The organism is Lactobacillus juensis (assembly GCF_036246285.1).
GTDB classification, from domain to species: Bacteria; Bacillota; Bacilli; order Lactobacillales; family Lactobacillaceae; genus Lactobacillus; species Lactobacillus juensis.
Map to the genome: position 1 here is coordinate 716,341 of NZ_BTTS01000002.1, position 18,062 is coordinate 734,402.

The 18,062-nt window shown below is 35.0% G+C and carries 23 protein-coding genes and 1 other RNA gene; all 24 read left to right on the top strand.

Annotated features, from left to right (window positions below; translation table 11 throughout):
* Window positions 1-22 precede the first annotated feature (22 nt).
* The gene (locus AAA926_RS07580) at window positions 23-592 is read left to right on the top strand and encodes a L,D-transpeptidase family protein (protein ID WP_198181009.1); all 570 of its coding nucleotides are present in this window, start codon (window positions 23-25) and stop codon (window positions 590-592) included.
* 11 nt (window positions 593-603) lie between these two features.
* The gene (locus AAA926_RS07585) at window positions 604-1,551 is read left to right on the top strand and encodes an SLAP domain-containing protein (RefSeq protein ID WP_198181008.1); all 948 of its coding nucleotides are present in this window, start codon (window positions 604-606) and stop codon (window positions 1,549-1,551) included.
* Window positions 1,552-1,683: 132 nt separating this feature from the next.
* The gene (locus AAA926_RS07590; protein ID WP_198181007.1) at window positions 1,684-2,703 is read left to right on the top strand and encodes a C39 family peptidase; all 1,020 of its coding nucleotides are present in this window, start codon (window positions 1,684-1,686) and stop codon (window positions 2,701-2,703) included.
* Window positions 2,704-2,778: 75 nt separating this feature from the next.
* Entirely contained in the window at window positions 2,779-3,876 is a 1,098-nt protein-coding gene (locus AAA926_RS07595; RefSeq protein WP_338212254.1) for a C40 family peptidase, read from the top strand.
* Window positions 3,877-4,158: 282 nt separating this feature from the next.
* Window positions 4,159-5,118 carry an SLAP domain-containing protein gene (locus tag AAA926_RS07600; RefSeq protein WP_198181005.1) on the top strand — a complete coding sequence of 320 codons (960 nt, stop codon included), beginning with the start codon at window positions 4,159-4,161 and terminating at the stop codon, window positions 5,116-5,118.
* Between the two features lie 30 nt (window positions 5,119-5,148).
* Window positions 5,149-5,787 carry a hypothetical protein gene (locus AAA926_RS07605; RefSeq protein ID WP_198181004.1) on the top strand — a complete coding sequence of 213 codons (639 nt, stop codon included), beginning with the start codon at window positions 5,149-5,151 and terminating at the stop codon, window positions 5,785-5,787.
* Window positions 5,788-5,789: 2 nt separating this feature from the next.
* Complete coding sequence (locus AAA926_RS07610) at window positions 5,790-6,560, top strand: hypothetical protein (protein WP_198181003.1); 771 nt, start codon at window positions 5,790-5,792, stop codon at window positions 6,558-6,560.
* A gap of 120 nt (window positions 6,561-6,680) precedes the next feature.
* Window positions 6,681-7,301 (top strand): class I SAM-dependent methyltransferase, encoded by a 621-nt coding sequence (locus AAA926_RS07615; protein WP_198181002.1) that lies wholly within the window; start codon window positions 6,681-6,683, stop codon window positions 7,299-7,301.
* Window positions 7,301-7,810 (top strand): tRNA adenosine(34) deaminase TadA, encoded by a 510-nt coding sequence (tadA, locus tag AAA926_RS07620; protein WP_232347684.1) that lies wholly within the window; start codon window positions 7,301-7,303, stop codon window positions 7,808-7,810. Before AAA926_RS07615 ends, tadA begins: the two co-directional genes overlap by 1 nt.
* 28 nt (window positions 7,811-7,838) lie before the next feature.
* An RNA gene (gene ffs / locus AAA926_RS07625) (signal recognition particle sRNA small type) lies at window positions 7,839-7,932 on the top strand.
* 57 nt (window positions 7,933-7,989) lie between these two features.
* Window positions 7,990-9,795 carry a DNA polymerase III subunit gamma/tau gene (gene dnaX, locus AAA926_RS07630; RefSeq protein WP_198181001.1) on the top strand — a complete coding sequence of 602 codons (1,806 nt, stop codon included), beginning with the start codon at window positions 7,990-7,992 and terminating at the stop codon, window positions 9,793-9,795.
* 20 nt (window positions 9,796-9,815) lie between these two features.
* The gene (locus tag AAA926_RS07635; protein WP_198181000.1) at window positions 9,816-10,145 is read left to right on the top strand and encodes a YbaB/EbfC family nucleoid-associated protein; all 330 of its coding nucleotides are present in this window, start codon (window positions 9,816-9,818) and stop codon (window positions 10,143-10,145) included.
* A complete protein-coding gene (recR, locus tag AAA926_RS07640; protein WP_198180999.1) occupies window positions 10,146-10,745 on the top strand; it encodes a recombination mediator RecR in 600 nt (199 codons plus the stop codon). It abuts the gene before it with no gap.
* Complete coding sequence (locus AAA926_RS07645) at window positions 10,745-10,975, top strand: YaaL family protein (RefSeq protein ID WP_034980307.1); 231 nt, start codon at window positions 10,745-10,747, stop codon at window positions 10,973-10,975. Before recR ends, AAA926_RS07645 begins: the two co-directional genes overlap by 1 nt.
* A gap of 102 nt (window positions 10,976-11,077) precedes the next feature.
* Entirely contained in the window at window positions 11,078-11,725 is a 648-nt protein-coding gene (tmk, locus tag AAA926_RS07650; RefSeq protein ID WP_198180998.1) for a dTMP kinase, read from the top strand.
* Window positions 11,726-11,730: 5 nt separating this feature from the next.
* The gene (darA, locus tag AAA926_RS07655; protein WP_198180997.1) at window positions 11,731-12,054 is read left to right on the top strand and encodes a cyclic di-AMP receptor DarA; all 324 of its coding nucleotides are present in this window, start codon (window positions 11,731-11,733) and stop codon (window positions 12,052-12,054) included.
* On the top strand, window positions 12,054-12,914 hold the full coding sequence (locus AAA926_RS07660) for a DNA polymerase III subunit (protein ID WP_198180996.1): 861 nt from the start codon (window positions 12,054-12,056) through the stop codon (window positions 12,912-12,914). Before darA ends, AAA926_RS07660 begins: the two co-directional genes overlap by 1 nt.
* 9 nt (window positions 12,915-12,923) lie before the next feature.
* The gene (gene yabA / locus AAA926_RS07665) at window positions 12,924-13,259 is read left to right on the top strand and encodes a DNA replication initiation control protein YabA (RefSeq protein ID WP_034980509.1); all 336 of its coding nucleotides are present in this window, start codon (window positions 12,924-12,926) and stop codon (window positions 13,257-13,259) included.
* Window positions 13,260-13,271: 12 nt separating this feature from the next.
* Complete coding sequence (gene rsmI, locus AAA926_RS07670; RefSeq protein ID WP_198180995.1) at window positions 13,272-14,126, top strand: 16S rRNA (cytidine(1402)-2'-O)-methyltransferase; 855 nt, start codon at window positions 13,272-13,274, stop codon at window positions 14,124-14,126.
* An 8-nt stretch (window positions 14,127-14,134) separates the two neighbouring features.
* Complete coding sequence (locus AAA926_RS07675) at window positions 14,135-14,872, top strand: acyl-[acyl-carrier-protein] thioesterase (protein WP_198180994.1); 738 nt, start codon at window positions 14,135-14,137, stop codon at window positions 14,870-14,872.
* A gap of 55 nt (window positions 14,873-14,927) precedes the next feature.
* Window positions 14,928-15,446: a folate family ECF transporter S component gene (locus tag AAA926_RS07680; RefSeq protein ID WP_034980295.1), complete on the top strand. Its 519-nt coding sequence runs from the start codon at window positions 14,928-14,930 to the stop codon at window positions 15,444-15,446.
* Window positions 15,447-15,473: 27 nt separating this feature from the next.
* Window positions 15,474-16,220 (top strand): tRNA (adenosine(37)-N6)-threonylcarbamoyltransferase complex dimerization subunit type 1 TsaB, encoded by a 747-nt coding sequence (tsaB, locus tag AAA926_RS07685; protein ID WP_198180993.1) that lies wholly within the window; start codon window positions 15,474-15,476, stop codon window positions 16,218-16,220.
* Entirely contained in the window at window positions 16,204-16,755 is a 552-nt protein-coding gene (gene rimI / locus AAA926_RS07690) for a ribosomal protein S18-alanine N-acetyltransferase (RefSeq protein WP_198180992.1), read from the top strand. The genes tsaB and rimI overlap by 17 nt, the downstream gene beginning before the upstream one ends.
* Window positions 16,756-16,771: 16 nt before the next feature.
* Complete coding sequence (gene tsaD, locus AAA926_RS07695) at window positions 16,772-17,821, top strand: tRNA (adenosine(37)-N6)-threonylcarbamoyltransferase complex transferase subunit TsaD (RefSeq protein WP_305067092.1); 1,050 nt, start codon at window positions 16,772-16,774, stop codon at window positions 17,819-17,821.
* Window positions 17,822-18,062: the final 241 nt, after the last annotated feature.

Genomic DNA, 18,062 nt, shown 5'->3' on the forward strand with positions numbered 1-18,062 from the left:
TAAAGAAGGTGAGTAATGGATAGTGAAAATAAAAAAGAATAAATTTGTAATAGTTAGCTTTTTAATTATTCTTGGCGGATTCATATTAGATTTTGGGCAAAAGAAAATCTTGGCAAAATCCGTTGGTGAAATTCCACAGGAATATATGCGTAAACCAATTAGTTATACTAAATCTTCTGAAATTAAGCCATATCCTCAAGGGATGAGCGCTAAAAAAGATAAGATAGTAGTTTCATTAAAAAAGCAACGCGCGTATTTGATCCGTGGTCGCAAAACCAGATACGAATTTTATGTTTCAACTGGAGCACATAACTCAACACCTAAGGGACATTTTCGTATTAATACTTATCGGGCACCGTGGTTTTATTCTGCCAGTGAGAAAATGGGTGCAAGATTTGCGGTAGGCTGGCTGCAAGGCGGCTTATATCTTTTTCATGAAAATCCGCGGAATATTCACCACAAATTAATTAAAAAGGTAGCTAACAAATTAGGTAAAAAGCCAACCTCTCATGGTTGTATTCATTTAAGCACAAGCGATGCAAAATGGTTCTATCAAAAAGCACCAACTGGGCTAAAAGTTATTATTAAATAAAGGAGAAAGCAATGAAAAAATTTAATTATCGTAAAACTGTAGCAGTACTATTAACATTTACAAGTATGGCAAGTGGCCTGTCTTTTAGTTCAACGACTACAGAAGCTAAGAAAGTTTCTAGCAGTGTGGTTTTGAAAGCCCCAGCTGTTAAAAGGGTAAAAGTCAAAAAAAGAACATATTACTATAATAAAAAAGGCAAAAAGTTAAAGAAAAAGATTTTGAAAAAGGGCAAGAAGCTAACGGTTGTTAAAAAAGCCAAAAAAATAAAAGGAAAAAAGTTTTATCTGGTAACTAAAAATAGATTTGTCCTGGTAAAAGATGTTGCAAATATTAAGTCAAAGGTTAAAAAGCCACAAAAACAGCCTGTAAATCAACCTACTCAATCTAATCCAGGCAATTCTACCAATCCTGTAGATACTAATACACCAGCAAGTTCAGCTAATACAGGCACAACACAACCTGCTCAAAATAATTCCTCAATTGCTGATTTTTCAATCAGTGAGTTTAGACAGGAATTCTTAAAAGAGTTGAATAATGAAAGAACAAAACGTGGGTTAAATACAGTAACAGAAGATTCTCGTTTAGATGAAGTTGTACAGGAAAGAAGCAAATTACTGCCTAATAATTTTGCTCATGTGGATGCGAATGGAAAATTTATCTTAAATGACTTCTTTGATAAGGCCGGAATTAGTCGTAACAGTACCTCTGAATGTCTAGCGATGTTTCCTTGGGGTTGGACAATGGATCATTCAAGTAACCAGCTTGTTGAGGCCCCACATGGTGGCACTAGTGCTTTAGTAGCCGATAACATGGTTTATGAGTATATTTATGATGACGCTGCATCCAATTGGGGTCACCGTGACATTCTGCTTAATCCTAAGGACAAGACAATTGGACTTGGTGCAGTAGTAGATAACAACAGCGATCAAATTTATTCATCGGTTGGAGTTACATATTAAGTAAAAAATGTAGACTCGTCAAAGGTTGCCTGATAACAATGAAATACGACAAGTGATTTAATTAATAATTTTAATATACATCACAAACTGAATATTTTTGCAATGTAACCTTTGTTATTAAAGGTAAATCTAATGAAAAAAAGATACATTTTGGGGTTGATATTAATTGTTTCTCTGTTTGAAATACAAATAGCCAATCCCGTAAAAGCGGACTCAAGCGATTTTTCTGAAGATACAACAATTAATGCTCAAAATAATACTACTGCTGAAAATGAAACTACTGATAAAAACAATAACAGTACTAGTGCAAATGATAATGAAACTGTAGATAGTAATAGTGACCAAAATAAGCAGAATACTGATAATAAAACGCCGAAAAAAGAGCAAAATAAACCGACTCCACAGGTAAAACCCAAAATTAAACAGGGTTGGATCAAAAGGGGAAAGAAAAAATATTTTTACAAAAATAATAGAAAAGTCAAAGGACTAGTAAAAATAAAAAAATATCATTATTTGTTTAATAAGCATGGTGTCTTGCTCAATGGGCTGAGAAAGACGCCCCATAAATCTACCTATAGTTACTACCAGCCTAGCGGCAAAAGAAGTGAAAAATCAGTGTCTACCAGAAAAGCCTATTATTGGATTAAAAAAGGAGTAGTCAGGGGCATAAAAAACTATGCTAAATGTATTTCTCAAAGACCAGAATTACCAACCGGGTGTGAAATGACAGCAGCTACAATGATGATTAATTTTGCTGGTAAAAAAGTGTCAAAATTAAAAATTGCTAATGAAACTCCTCGTAGCAGTAATCCCAACAAAGGTTTCATCGGTTCTCCTTACAAAGCTTATCCTGCAGGTTATTGGGTAGCACCCGGTGGGCTAAAGGGCGTTGTCAAAAAGTATCTGGGCAAGGCTAAAATTATGACTAGTTGTGGGTTAAGTGCAATTAAAAATAAATTGCTACACTCTCATTTAGTAGTTGTCTGGGTTAATGGTATGGATGGTTTTTCTAATCATGCACTCACTTTGATCGGCTATCATAATCAGCAGCTTTATTACAATGATCCGTGGACAGGGGCCAAAGCTCAAATTAATAGTGCAACTTTTACCAGCTACTGGAGTCGTGATGGGTACAGAGCGCTGAGCTATTAAAATGTTTTAACGCTCTAATAATAGTTTTATGATATTATTATTTTGTATCTTATTTTTTGAAAAAGAGGAAGGAATATGAAATATAAAAAGCAATTATTTTTGGGCATTGCTGCTATTACTCTAATTGCAAATATTGGAACTACTTCAGTTGTTAATGCTCAAACTAGTACATCACCAGAAACTGGTGAGTTACAAAATAATCAAAATAATCAGTTAACTAATAACTCCAATGAAACAAATAACGCTGACGATTTTAACCAATCTGGTAATACAGGTGATACTGAAAATTCGAATAAACCCACAGAAGAGCCTAAAGCTCCTGCAAAAATTAAAACCAAATTTAACAAATTGCATACGAAATTTAAATGGACAGCCGGCGATAAAATCACTGATCAGATAGCATTAAATAGCCATGAAAAAAGACCAGTCAGTTTGCAAAAATGGAATGGCAAAAAATATGTTAATGTTAAAAAGCTCTCAACAAATAAGGAGGGAAACTTTAAAATAACTTATCCTTCATCTTGGTATCATCATAAACATTCAACTTGGAGATTTTATGCTCCTAAAACAAAAGATGCCACAGCCGCAAAGAGTAATAAAATTACTATAAAAACTGTCAGGCGTTATCAAATTCCAAAAAGGTATCGTCAATTGCATATGAAGAGTTTACATCTCAAAGGTTTCTATACCAGTCCACTTGATAAAAGCTTAAGCTATGCTTCAAGCAGAAATGATTATGTTAATGCTTTTATTAAGCGCGGTTACCAATATAAAAATGCTGGTACAGCTTGGGTTGATTTTACGACTAGAAGACCAGGCACTTCTGTAGATTGTTCTGGTTTAGTAATGCAATGTATGTACGCAACAGGAATTGATCCTTCTCCTGCCAATCCGAAATGGCATGCTACTCATGAATGGGGCTGTCGTTCATTTGTTCAAAGTCCGACCTTGCAAACGGTTAGCCTTAATAAATTAAAGCGGGGAGATCTGATTTTTTATGGTCGACCAAAACCAACTTGTTATCACGTAGGGATTTATTTAGGCAATAATAAAGTCTTACATTCTTGGCCTAATGCTGGCGTAACAGTATGGAATGCCAATTTCCGCCCATACTATTATGCTAAACGTGTATTTCCAGTAACAAAAACTCAAAAGGTTCATCAAATGTCATAGAAAAAATTTAAGCTATTTTTTTCAGAATGCTTAAAATGAAGTTTTAGTACTAGACTATTTATTAGTTTAGTGCTTTTTTGATTAATGTAGTACAGGCATGGTACGAAAATTTTTGATAAAAATATGTTTAACTTATATATTTATTTTTGTATATACTAAAATAAATTGTTCTTAAAAAATTATCAAATTATAATGTAATTTATGTTGATTAATTAATACTTAAGAAATAGAATTTAAAGTGCAACTAGTTAATATAATTTTAGATGAAGGAGAACTTTAAAAATGAATTCTAATTATAATAAAAAGCATCAATTGAGTAGAAAATTAATAATAAATGCGACAATTTTAGGGCTACTTGGGGGAACTGCCTTAACTATTTTGCCAAAGCAGTCACAAAGCATTCAGACTGTTCAAGCAGCTTCAGCAGAAAAAGCTAAGTTGACAAAGAAGGCATATATCTATAATAAAAAAGGTCACCGCTTAGAATTAAAAGCTTACAAAAAGGGTAAACGAGTAAAAGTTTATGGCACAAAATATATTAAACATCGTAAATATTACAGAATAGGCAGTGGTTTATACATTGTCGCTGCAAATGCTAAATTTATAAAGTCTAAATTACCAAACAATGTTTCAAATTCTAAAGATAACAATAGTTCTACTAGTAAGCCCGTAGAAGACGATTCTTCATCAAATAAATTATATAAAGTGGGTGAATTTGGTGATTGTAACTTAACATATTCTCCAGCAACTAGGACCGTACACATTTCTGCGTATGGCGAAAACAATACTCTTGGTTATGATGAGAGTATTGCGGATAAGATAAATGGAGCTAAGCTAAACAAGGGAAATAACTTAAAAATTAGTGAAGTAGAACACATTAGTATAGATACAAATGTTTCTTTGAATGAATATTCTTCATATTACCTTTTTTCTAACTTTGCTAATTTGCAAGATATTTCGGGACTAGAAAAAGTATACGCTGGTAAATGTACTGATTTTGACAGTATGTTTGCTAATGATCCTAAATTAGAAAAATTAGATCTAAGTAGTTGGGATTTATACGCTTTGGAACATGAAGATGATGTTACTACAAAAAATATGTTCTTTGGTGACAGCGGGTTAACTGAGCTCAACTTAACTGGATGGGATATTAGTAATGTAAGTGATGCTAAAGGCATGTTTGATGGTGTTAATCCTGCAGCTATCAAAGGCTTAATTCAAAAGACGCCTAAACATAATTAAAGCAAGTCATGAATTTATCGGGGGTATACATTGAAAAATTTTTTAAAATTACTTGCTAAATTTAGTAATAAATTTTTGCTAAGTCTTACCTTAATTGGAATTTTTGCCGGTAATCTGGTAGAAGCGAATTCTATTCATGTTGTTAAGGCGGCTACTGGAAATAAATATGGATTTGTAAAAAAATTTCAAGTTCCAAAAAAATGGCGAGGACAGTGGTATAAATATAATAACAAAAATGATTTTTATACGATGCGTTTATATGCTCATGGGCTAGTTGCTAAAAGTACTTATGATAACTATGTCCACAGTAAAGGTGTTTATAATCCGCTATGGGTTATAGGCAAAATTAAGGGCAAAAATAAATATCCTTGGCAAATGCCATTGAAATGGGTTGGTAAAAATAATAAAGGCTACACAAATAATTATGCTGGCTATTGGATAAAGCGGAGTAATAGAGAATGGATTGTAGAAACGTCTCCTCTTACAAAATTAGGTGAAATTTCAGACTATCGTTTTCTATCTTTACATTCTTTCAAAGTAAAAGATAAAAAATACTATGCCTTGCTAGGGTCAGGTGAAGATACAGAAAAAGTTTACTTCGAAACTAAAAAATTAGCCAAAAAATTTAGCAACTATAATTTCAATAATATTAAACGTCCTTTGAGGTAAAAATGAAACATCTTAAACCTGCCAAAATTTTGGCTTACATAACTATAGGATTAGTCAGTCTAGCCTTGCCGTTTACTGCAAAAAGCTCTGAAATAAAGGCCTCTTATAATGAATACAATTATTATAGCCTTAAGCATCTAATTCCAAAAAAACATCCTAAAAAGTATGATTACTGCTATAAACTACAAAAAAAGGCCTCTAAAAAAGCCTATGCTAAGAATCCTTGGATTCATATGAATGGTTATGTTGTCACCGATCATAGTGGATATACAAAATACACTAAAAATATGAAACCAGTTAAATCTTCATATTATCCGAGATTTAAACAATTAAAGGCTCACGCGGTTAGTGCCGACTTTTCAAAAGGTAACTTCATTATGCACTATAAAACTAGAGATAATGCAATAATTCATGGCATAGCTTTTAAGAAAAAGCAGAACATCAAGGTCAAAAGAATTAAATTAACTCCTAATATTTTACTTAAAGCTTTTTATAAAGACTTTATTGATCCAAAAGGTGGTTTTAAATTAAAAAAGGGTAACGAAACAGATTTTCTTGCATCTAAAAAGCGAAAACACTTTTATCACAATTGGAAGATTGATACCTCTGATACTATGAAAGATACTGTAGCTGATTTTATGGATACAGTTCGTTTTGGTGATGTTGAGATAAATGATCCCAGTTACGGCTATCATTATATATTCTTTAAAATAGATAAATTTAAAAAATATAAAAACTATGTGAAGTTTCGCATGCTTTACGGTATTTATTAAAATCCAAGAAACTAATTATGTTGGAAAAATATCTTTTAAACATAATTAGTTTTTTTATATTTGCAAAAATTTACATGTCCGCTAAAATTATCTGGATAAGGTTTTAGAAATGAGCGAATTATGACTGAAAAAGAAAACCAAATGTATTTTACTGAGAATCCCACTTCTCAGCATGATGTTCACATAATTGATTATCAAGTCAATGGCATTGATCTCAAATTTACCACTGATGCCGGGGTTTTTTCGAAATTACGGGTGGATTATGGCTCAGGTGTTTTGATTAAAAAAATGGTTGACGTTGAATTTCCTCCAAGTAATATTTTAGATGTTGGCACCGGATATGGACCAATCGGTCTTTTTGCAGCTAAATTTTGGCCAAAGCAAACAGTAGAAATGATAGACGTTAATGAACGTGGATTGGACCTGGCGAAAAAGAATGCTGAGCTTAACCATATAGATAATGTTGCCATTTTTTCCTCTGATACTTATAGCAATATTTCATCAGCAAAGAAATATGGCTTAATTCTGACTAATCCACCCATTCGAGCAGGTAAAGAAGTTGTTTCAAATATTTTGTCTGGTGCAAAAAATCATTTGGTAACTGATGGGGTTTTACTAGTAGTAATTCAGAAAAAACAGGGTGAACCGAGTGCCCGTAAATTATTAACAAAAACTTTTGGCAACTGTACTATTTTAAAAAGAGATAAAGGCTACTACGTTTTGCAGGCGGTGAATAATTAATGCCATTTTCAAGTGCAGAAAAAAAAGACTTTATGCAATTAGCTTTTCAGCAAGCAAAAAAAGCCCAAAATTTGGGAGAAGTTCCAATTGGAGCTGTAATTGTTGATTCTGCGGGTAAAGTTATAGCTACTGGATTTAATCGTCGTGAGCTTGATCAAGACTCTACCCAACATGCTGAAATGATTGCTATTAGGGATGCTTGCAATAAACTTGGTACTTGGCGTTTAATAGACTGCAGTTTGTTTGTCACCCTAGAACCCTGTCCCATGTGTGCTGGTGCAATTATCAATTCTCGTCTTAAGAACGTATATTTTGGGGCACTTGACCCTAAAGCTGGTGCGGCAGGCAGCGTAGTTAATCTTTTTGATATTGAAAAGTTTAACCACCATCCCAACGTTATTCGGGGACTATACCGTGAAGAAGCGAGTCAGATGTTAAAAGATTTTTTTAAAGAAATTAGGCGAAAACAAAAAGCAGAAAAAGACATCGGCAAAAATTTCGCAAATTAGTGGAAAAATACCTTAAAATACGTTAATATATCTTATGGGCAATGTTTGACCTCCAAAGCGTGTCAGGACCGGAAGGTAGCAGCACTAAGGTTGCTCGGGCATGTGCCTTTTATTAGACAATTACAAACTCTTAACTCTTGCGAAAGAGTTAAGAGTTTTTTACTAGGGAAGACTGATCAATGGCTTATCAAGCGTTATACCGCAAATGGAGACCCCGCACTTTCGATAGTGTGATTGGTCAAGATGATATTACGGAAACTTTGAAAAATGCAATTAAGCGCGGTACAATCTCCCATGCCTTTTTGTTTGCTGGACCACGGGGAACTGGGAAAACTTCATGTGCCAAAATTTTGGCTAAGGCATTGAATTGCAGCAATTTGCAAGATGGAGAGCCCTGTAATAAGTGCGCCAATTGTCTTGCAGCCGACAAGGGCGCAATGGCAGACATTGTGGAGATCGATGCGGCTTCCAACAATGGCGTTGATGAAATACGTGATATTAGAGATAAAGTTAAATACGCTCCAACTCAAGGCAAATACAAAGTTTACATTATTGATGAAGTTCATATGCTGTCAATGGGGGCGTTTAATGCTTTGCTTAAAACTCTTGAAGAACCACCGGAGCATGTTGTCTTCATCTTGGCCACTACGGAATTGCAAAAAGTGCCAGCGACTATCATATCAAGGACTCAGCGTTATAATTTTAAGCGTATAACTCAAGCTGACCTTGAAAAAAGAATGAAGTATATTCTTGGGCAAGAAAAAATCAGTTATGATGAAAAAGCCTTAGCCGTAATTGCTCAGGTAGCTGACGGTGGTATGAGGGATGCCTTAAGCATCTTAGACCAACTTTTAAGTTTTGACAAAAACAAAGTTGAATATGATGCGGCTCTTGAAATAACAGGTTTTGCTGATAAAGAAAAGATAGAACAGATTTTATTAGCAATTTTAAATAATGATACAACTGAAGCATTGTCTTTGGCGCAGACAGAACTTAAAAATGGTGCCAGTTCCAAAAACATTTTAGATGAGCTCATTGAAATGGCGACTGATGCGTTAATGGCTGTAAAAACTAAAGACAATAGTCAGAAAACCTTTTTGAACGCTGACTTTGTACAAAAAATTCATGACGTTAATTCTGAACGTTATTTCCAAGTAATTGCTGCGGCGAATACTGCATTAAATGATTTGCGCTATACTAATCAGCAACAGATTCCACTAGAAGTATTTTTAGTTGAATGTGCTGGCAAACAAAATAGCAAAGTAGGTTCTGAAAATGTTTTGGCTAGTTCAGAAAGTCAAAGGAATGCAAATACTGATTTGACTAGTGAATTAGAGGCATTAAAAAAGCAGGTTTCAAACTTAACTAAAAAAGTTTCTAATTTAAGCAAAAAGCAAACTCAAAATAGCGATAAGATTTTTCATCTTGATAGTGCAGTTTCTGATCGAATTGATACTAATAAAAGTAAAAATGCCAAAGCAAAAACTGCTTCCAAACCTAAAAAAACAATTAGAAGTAGAAAAAAGGCTAATGAACAAAATCGAAAACAAGTTTATCATGTCTTAGAAAATGCCACGAAGGATGATCTTGTGGCTATCAAAAATGTTTGGCCAGATCTGCAGTCAGTTTTGGGCGTATCACAACGAGCTCTGCTAGATGTCCTAGAACCTGTTGCAGCCAGTTCAGATCAGGTAGTAATGAAATGCAAATATACTCTTTGGTTTGAAAAAGCCAGCGAAGATGGCAATTTGTTAGATGTATTGACAGATGAAATTGCTAAATTTACTAAGCATAGCTATGAAATAGTGCTGGTACCTGATGAAGACTGGTCCACTGTGCGGACAGAATTTTTGCAAAAGCATGGTAAAGAACTGCTTAATAAGCAAAAACAATCAGATTCAGGACCTGAACAAGACGAGTCAAGCAATCAGATTGTAGAAAAAGCTAAAGAGTTATTTGGTGACACAGTAAATGTTAAAGACTAAAATTTAAAGGAGAAAATAATATGAGTAAAAGACCTAATTTTGGTGCTATGGGCGGCATGAATATGCAACAAATGATGAAGCAGGCTAAGAAGTTGCAGGAGCAGATGGCTCAAGAGCAACAAAATATAACTGCACAGGAATTTGTAGGCAAATCAGCAGATGACTTGGTTGTAGCTACTTTTAGCGGGGATCGCAAATTGAAAAATATTGCTATTGATAAAGATGCGATTGACCCCGATGATCCTGATATGTTGCAAGATTTGATTATTGATGCGGTCAATAAAGGATTAGCAGAAATTGACCAAGCTACCCAGCAAAGTTTAGGCAAGTATACGAAGGGCATGATTTAATTGCAGTATCCAGCACCAATTGCGCATTTAATTGATTCTTACATGAAATTACCTGGTATTGGTGAAAAAACAGCTACAAGGCTTGCATTTTATACTTTAGATATGCCAGATGACGACGTTCATAATTTTAGTACTGCGTTGGCCGAGGTGAAAGAAAAACTTCATCGTTGCTCTATTTGTGGCAACATAACAGAAAAAGATCCTTGTGCTATATGTGGTAATCCTGAACGTGACCAGTCGACCATTATGGTAGTTGAGCAGCCAAAAGACGTGATGGCTTTTGAAGATATGGGTGAATATAACGGGTTATATCACGTTTTGCACGGAGTTTTGTCCCCAATGGATGGTATTGGCCCAGAAGAAATTAATATTAAGTCATTAATTGTTCGTCTGCAAAAGCAGGATCGCGTAAAAGAAGTAATTTTGGCTTTAAATTCGACCCCAGAGGGAGAATCAACAGCCATGTATATTAGTAAACTAATCAAGCCAGCTGGTATTAAAGTAACAAGGCTAGCTGCGGGATTGGCAGTAGGCAGTGATATTGAATACGCTAATTCAATTACTTTGAAACGAGCAGTACAAGGGAGAACTTCAATCTAATGGCACGTAACAAAATAAAAAATATGGGTGATGAGTGGCTCATGACTACTATTGAAAACTTACAGGAACAGATTGCTGTTCAAAAAAATCTTGATCCGACAACGCTTGATATGTCTGAAGACAATGTAGTGACAGGTAAGATTTTAAGAGCCAAGTATTCCTTTTTATATGATGAAGCGCGCCACCGTCATACAAGATTTAGTGGTTTTACCAATGCAATTTCTGACTAAAGTCCTTTTTCAAAAGGGCTTTTTATTTTGATTAAAAATTAAAAGTACGTTGGGGTGTTCATATAAAGAGAACTCTTGTAAAATAGAAACATGGAGAGTTTTATGAAGAGTTATTTTATCAGTTTTGAAGGACCGGATGGGTCAGGAAAAAGCACAGTTTTAAAGCAAGTTGTGGCGGAAATTGGGCCTAGACTTAAGACACAATATCTAGTAACCCGGGAACCGGGAGGCTCAAAAATTGCTGAGAAAATTCGCCAATTAATTTTGGACCCGGTTAATGAAGAAATGTCTGCCAAAACTGAAGCTTTGCTTTATGCAGCTTCTCGCAGCCAGCATATGTTTGAAACTGTGATGCCAGCTCTTAAAGCAGGCAAAATAGTTTTTTCAGATCGTTTTGTTGATAGTTCATTGGCCTATCAGGGTGCAGGACGAGAATTAGGTATTGCTGCAGTAAAACAGATTAATGATTTTGCTACCAGTAAAATTGAACCCGATCTAACTATTTTTTTGGACGTTAAGCCGCAAGTTGGATTAGACAGAATTGCTAAAGAGCGAGCTGGTCAAGAAGATCGTTTAGAACAGGAAAAATTAAATTTTCATCAAAAAGTTTATCAGGGTTATCAAGAAGTAATTAAGGCTCATCCTGAAAGAATAAAGGTTGTTGACGCAAATAAACCCTTTAATTTAGTAGTAGAGGATTGTGTTAAAATAATTGCAAACCGATTACCAGCAGATTTGTTAAAGGACTGATTAAAATGAAGTTAATAGTTGCAATTGTACAAAAAGAAGACGCTAATAGATTACAACATACATTTGTCAAGGAAAGCATTCGCGCGACTAAGCTTGCTACAACTGGTGGATTTCTTAGCGAAGGAAACACCACCTTTTTAATCGGTATAGACGATAAGCATGTCAAACAAGTTTTACGCATCATTAAGGAAGAGTCTAAATCCCGTGAAGAATATATGAACCCTAATTTGGTAATGACAGGTTTTGAGATGAGTAGCCAACCAGTTAAAATTACAGTTGGGGGAGCTACATGTTTTGTTTTGCCTGTTGAAGAATTCAAGCAATTCTGATGCTTGTCAATATTAAAGAAAGAGGCAAGAAACAGTCTAAACTTTTGCGTCAAGCTTTTGAGCAAAACAAATTGGCGCATAGCTACTTATTTGTTGATGCCAACGAAATCCAGGCATTAAATACGGCCTATTGGCTAGCTTGCCTTTTTAATTGTAACGGTGCTGAAAAGCCGGATGGTACTTGTCAAAATTGCAGGCAAATTATTTCCGGCAACCACCCTGATGTGTTACTAGTGGAACCTGAGGGCAAGCAGAATTTGGGAATTGATCAGGTGAGGCTTTTAAAGGAAGAATTAGCTAAAAGTCCAGTTCAAAGCAATGTACGTTTCTTTATTATTAATGAAGCCCAGAAATTAACTTTGCCTGCTGCTAATGCTTTACTTAACTTACTGGAAGAACCTATTGCACCCGTTGTTACTATTTTAATCACAAATAATACTGATCAAATTTTGCCAACGATTCGTTCACGTACACAGATTATTAATTTTACGCTCAATCAAAAAGAACATGGTAAAAGTGAAGAATTGCTGGCAAATGGTTTTAGTCCAAGTGAAGTTGACTCACTGGAAGATACTGCTAAGTTGGATAAAAATGCCAGATATTTTTACCAAGAAATGATTGAGCGTAACTCATTATCCCTTGTGAGTGCGCACCAGTTGGCTGAACTGGCAAGAAGCAAAAGTGAACAAAATTACGTTCTCTTTTTACTAAAGAAATGGGCTCAAACAGAATTAAAAGGCAATAATCAAGAAATCGGGGCAAGGATGTTAAAGTATTTGCTTGAAATTGACAAAATGCAATACAGCAATGTCAGTTTTCGCAATTTACTGGATTTTCTTGCTTTACAATGGAAAAGGTAGGTGTTTAAGGTGGATTCTTATTCAAAGTTAGAGCAACTTCATGATTCAATGGTTAGCATGACCAAAACAATCGAGAGTTTAGAAAATAGTATTTTGGAAACATTAAAAGAAAATACGGAATTAAAAGTAGAGAATCAGTTGCTGCGTGAAAAAATGGACAAAATGAATAATGCCCACAATAGCACCGTTAAAACTCAGAGTGGCCTTGAATCTTTGCGGCAAATATACAGCTCAGGCTATCATATCTGCAATATGTACTATGGCTCTCACCGTGATCCTAATACTGACTGCATGTTTTGTTTGGATATTCTTGATAATTTTGGAGAGAAAAAGAAAAAACATTAAAGGATTGATTAAATGCAAAGGCAAAGTAGTTATGACCAAGACAGAGGCAAACTTTTTTTAGTGCCAACTCCTATTGGTAACCTTGAAGACATTACTCTTAGAGCAAAAAGAATTTTACAGGAAGCTGATTATATTGCTGCTGAAGATACTAGAACAAGTGGAATTCTGCTTGAAAAAATTGGGGTTCATAATCATATGCTTTCCTTTCACAAATATAATTCAAAAGAAAGGGCACCGGAATTAATTAAGTTAATGAAGGATGGTGCGGTTATTGCTGAAATTAGTGACGCTGGGATGCCTGTCATTTCAGATCCGGGATACATTTTAGTGCAAGAATGTATTAAAAATAATATTCCGGTAGTGCCTCTGCCCGGTGCTTCCGCATTTACTACTGCCCTAATTGCCTCTGGCTTTGATGCCCAACCTTTTACATACTATGGCTTTTTACCCCGAAAAAAAAGTGAACAACAGCTTTTTTTTGTACAAATGAAAAAAGCACGAGCTACCTCTATTTTTTATGAAGCACCACACAGATTGATAAAGACTCTCAATAATATGTCCGAAGTACTGGATTCTGAACGAAAAATTGTTGTTGCAAGGGAGCTTACTAAAATTCATGAAGAATTTATTCGTGGTACAATCAGTGAGGTTACAGATTATTTTGAGCAAAATGCTCCTAGAGGTGAATTCGTTGTTTTAGTTTCTCCTAATACTATTGAAGAAAAACAATTGTCTTGGTCAGAATTGATTAAATCGGTAAACCGATTGGTTGACAAAGGAGAAAGTAAAAAATCGGCGATTAAGACAGTAGCTCAAGAAAATAATGTCTCAAAAAATGAGCTATATGAACGTTATCATCAAAAGTAGGTGAAAGTATGAAGTATAGTGAAAAACATATAGTAAATTATTATGAGTGTGATGAAAATAAAAGTTTGAAATTACCTGCAATGATTGATTTAATGATGAGCGTTTCAGAGCATCAATTGGACTCAGGCAATGGCAGTACAAGTGCGTTAACTAAAAGAGGATTAGGCTGGGTTGTAACACAATATCATATTGAAGTGGCACGTCTGCCCAGACCAAATGAAGAAATTACGCTCACAACCGAACCATTTGGCTATAACCGTTTTTTAGAATATAGAAGTTACGTTTTTACAGATCAAAATGGCAACGAGCTGATAACTGTTAAGAGCGAATGGGTTTTATTTGATTTACAGACTCGTAAACTCGTTTCTACAGATAAAGAAATGATGGCTGAAATTGGCGTTCCACTTCTAAAAAAATTACCTCGTTTCCCTAGGCTGCGAGTTCAGGATGAATATCAACATGAGAGACAATATCGGGTCCGTTATGATGATTTAGATACAAACCATCACATGACCAATGGCCACTATTTTAACTGGTTTATTGATACTTTGGACCGTAATTTTTTGGAAAATCATGTTGTCAAGACTATTGATATTAAATTTAACCTTGAAGTGCGCTATGGAGAAACCCCATATTCACGTGTAAGCATAATTAAAGATGAAAACGGTGTTAAATCATATCATACAATTGCGGATGATGACAAAAATGATAAAGCTGTTTGTGAACTAACTTGGCGCAAATTATAATATAATTATTTTTTGTGTTCTTACACAAATTAATTAAAGAAAGAAAGTGCTGAAAATGACTATTAAAGAGATGCTTAAGGTCGAATTGCGTGATCTTGTCCTTTTAGGAATTATCGTGGCAATGAAAATTATTCTTAGTCGTTTTACAGTTGGAACAACTATTGTGCATGTTAGCCTCGGATTTATAGGCAGTGTAATGCTAGGATATTTGTTTGGACCAGTATGGGGCAGCATTGGTGGTGGAATTAGTGATTTGGTTTCATCAGCTCTATTTGGCAATCAAGGAGGGTTTTTCCTTGGCTTTACATTGAGTGCAATGATAGGTCCCTTTATTTATGGCTTGGTTTTTTATCAAAAGCCAGTTAAAATATGGCGAATAATTTTAGCAACATTGTTAGTAACTGTTGTTGTTAATATAGGTTTAAATACGCTTTGGGTTCACCTTCTTTACGGGATGGACTTTCGCGTTGTCCTTATTCAACGAATACCTAAAGAAGCGATTACTCCGTGGTTAGAGATGATTATTAGTTACTTTGTATTAAACGCCATTTCACGCGTGAGAATCAAAAGGTAATTTTGAAAAGAGTATAAAAATTTTAGAATGAAAATTTTGAGTATGTCGACTGCGACAAATAATTTAAGCGTAGCTTTAAATAATAATGGTGAGACTATTGCGGAAAAAAATGAGTATGATGCCCGCAATCATAGTGCTCATTTGGATCCCTTAATTGATCAAATTTTAAAAGAACATAATCTGAAATTAGCTGAAATTGATCGCTTTGCCGTTGCGATAGGACCAGGTTCATATACAGGTTTGCGAATAGGTGTAACTACTGCTAAGATGTTTGCCAGCATATTACATAAGGATGTAATTGGTGTGTCTACTTTACAGGCTTTAGCTTCTAGTTGCAATGAACAAGCAACGTTAATAGTAGCAGGTATAGATGCTCGCAATAATAATTATTTTGCCGGTGCTTATATAAATAAGGAAAATGGTAATGTACCTGTCTGCGTGATTCCCGATGGTCACTATCACATTGATACTCTTTTAAGTGCAATATCCGAATATTGTACAGCTAACAATTTGGAAAGAGTGACTTATGTTGGGACTGGCTTTGAAAAGCAGGAAGAAGCTATAAAAAAGACAAATATTTCTTTCAGTTTGGGCACGGAAAAACAGAATGTTGTTCATGCCGGTTTAATAGGTAAGCTGGCTTTGAATGCTCAACCTGATGACCCTGATCAATTATTGCCGAATTATTTGCGGCGCACGCAAGCTGAAATTGACTGGCATAATAAGACAGGGGAAGCCTATAAACCAGATAGCAATTATGTGGAAGAAGTTTAAACATTTTCGGTCTTTTTGGCTTTTAGCAAAAGAAGAAAAGTTTATTAAGTTTGTCCCAGAAGAAATCACTGTGAATCAATCTAGTCTGAGTATCAGGCAAGCCCAAGTTAAAGACATTTCTGCAATATTGTTGTTGGAACAAAGTCTTTATCGGGGGAAACAACCATGGAATTCAAAGGCTTTTCATACTGAAATAAGTAGAAATGATTCACTTTACTTAGTGGTATTGCAAACTCAGTGTGTCATTGGCTTAATTGGTGTGCGCTTTGACGGTAGTAATGCACATATTACTAATCTGATGGTTGATTCAGTCTGGCAAAAAAAGGGTATAGGTACTTATTTAATCAAAAAAGTGATTGAAATTGCTAAAAATAAAAACTGTAAAGAACTTAGCTTGGAAGTAAAAGATAATAATTTAAATGCTCAAAATTTATATTATAAGTTAGGTTTTACAGTGAGTTTTGTGTGGCCTAATTATTACCAGAGGTCGCATCAAGATGCTTTTAACATGGTGCTTAAATTGGCAAGTGACTAAAAGAAAGGAAATTAAGTTGGTAAATAAAAAAGACATCCGTATTTTGGCTTTTGAAAGTTCGTGTGATGAGACTTCGACATCTGTTGTCAAAAATGGCAGAGAAGTGGAAAGTTTGATAGTAGCTACTCAAATTAAAAGCCATCAACGTTTTGGGGGTGTTGTTCCTGAGGTTGCTAGTCGTCATCATATTGAAGTTATTACTCAAATTACTAATGAAGCACTGAAAGAAGCACACGCAGCTTGGAAAGATATTGATGCAATTGCGGTAACCTATGGACCCGGTTTGGTAGGTGCCCTTTTAATTGGTGTTAGCGCGGCAAAAGCTGCTTCAATGGCTACAGGTATTCCTTTAATTGGCGTTGATCACATCATGGGTCACATTATGGCAGCTCAGTTAAAGGAAGAAATCTCTTATCCGGCTCTTGCTCTGCAAGTTTCTGGCGGTCATACAGAAATTGTATTGTTAAAAGATTCAACCCATTTTGAAATAGTTGGCGATACTAGGGATGACGCGGCTGGAGAAGCTTATGATAAAATTGGCCGAGTTTTGGGGGTCAATTATCCAGCTGGTAAAACTATTGATGAATGGGCTCAGAAGGGAAAGGATACCTTTGATTTTCCGCGAGCAATGATTAAAGAAGATGATTATGATTTTTCTTTTTCTGGTTTAAAGAGTGCTTTTATTAATACCTATCATCACGCTGAACAAATTCATCAAGACCTGAATAAATATGATTTGGCTGCCAGTTTTCAAGCTGCAGTAATTGATGTTTTAGCAACTAAAACAATTAGGGCAATTAAACAGTATGCTCCAAAAACTTTTATTATGGGTGGAGGGGTTGCCGCTAACCATGGTTTACGTGAAAGAATGAACCATGACATAGCAAACCTGCCTCGGAATTTACAACCCAAAGTAATTTTGCCAGAGTTAAAGTTGTGCGGAGATAATGCTGCAATGATTGGTGCTGCCGCCTATAACTTGTACCAAGAAGGAAAATTCGCTGATCTTACTTTGGATGCTGATCCATCTTTAGAATTACCTTACGCATCAGAAATGTTGCAATAAAAGAGTTTGGGGGAAAAAGAAGGTCAGTGATCTTACTAAAAGAGCCGGCAAACCACTAAAAAAAGTGGTTTGCCGGCTTTAGTTTTATTAAGTTAAGGGGGCTAGCATTTTCCTAGACCCTTTTTTATCATTGTACATTTTAAGGTCAAAGATTTTAAACATTAACTTTATGAATTTTTATAGTTTGGACAATAATCTAGTCATTTCTAAAAAATTAATAAAGCAATTCTTAGGTATCACG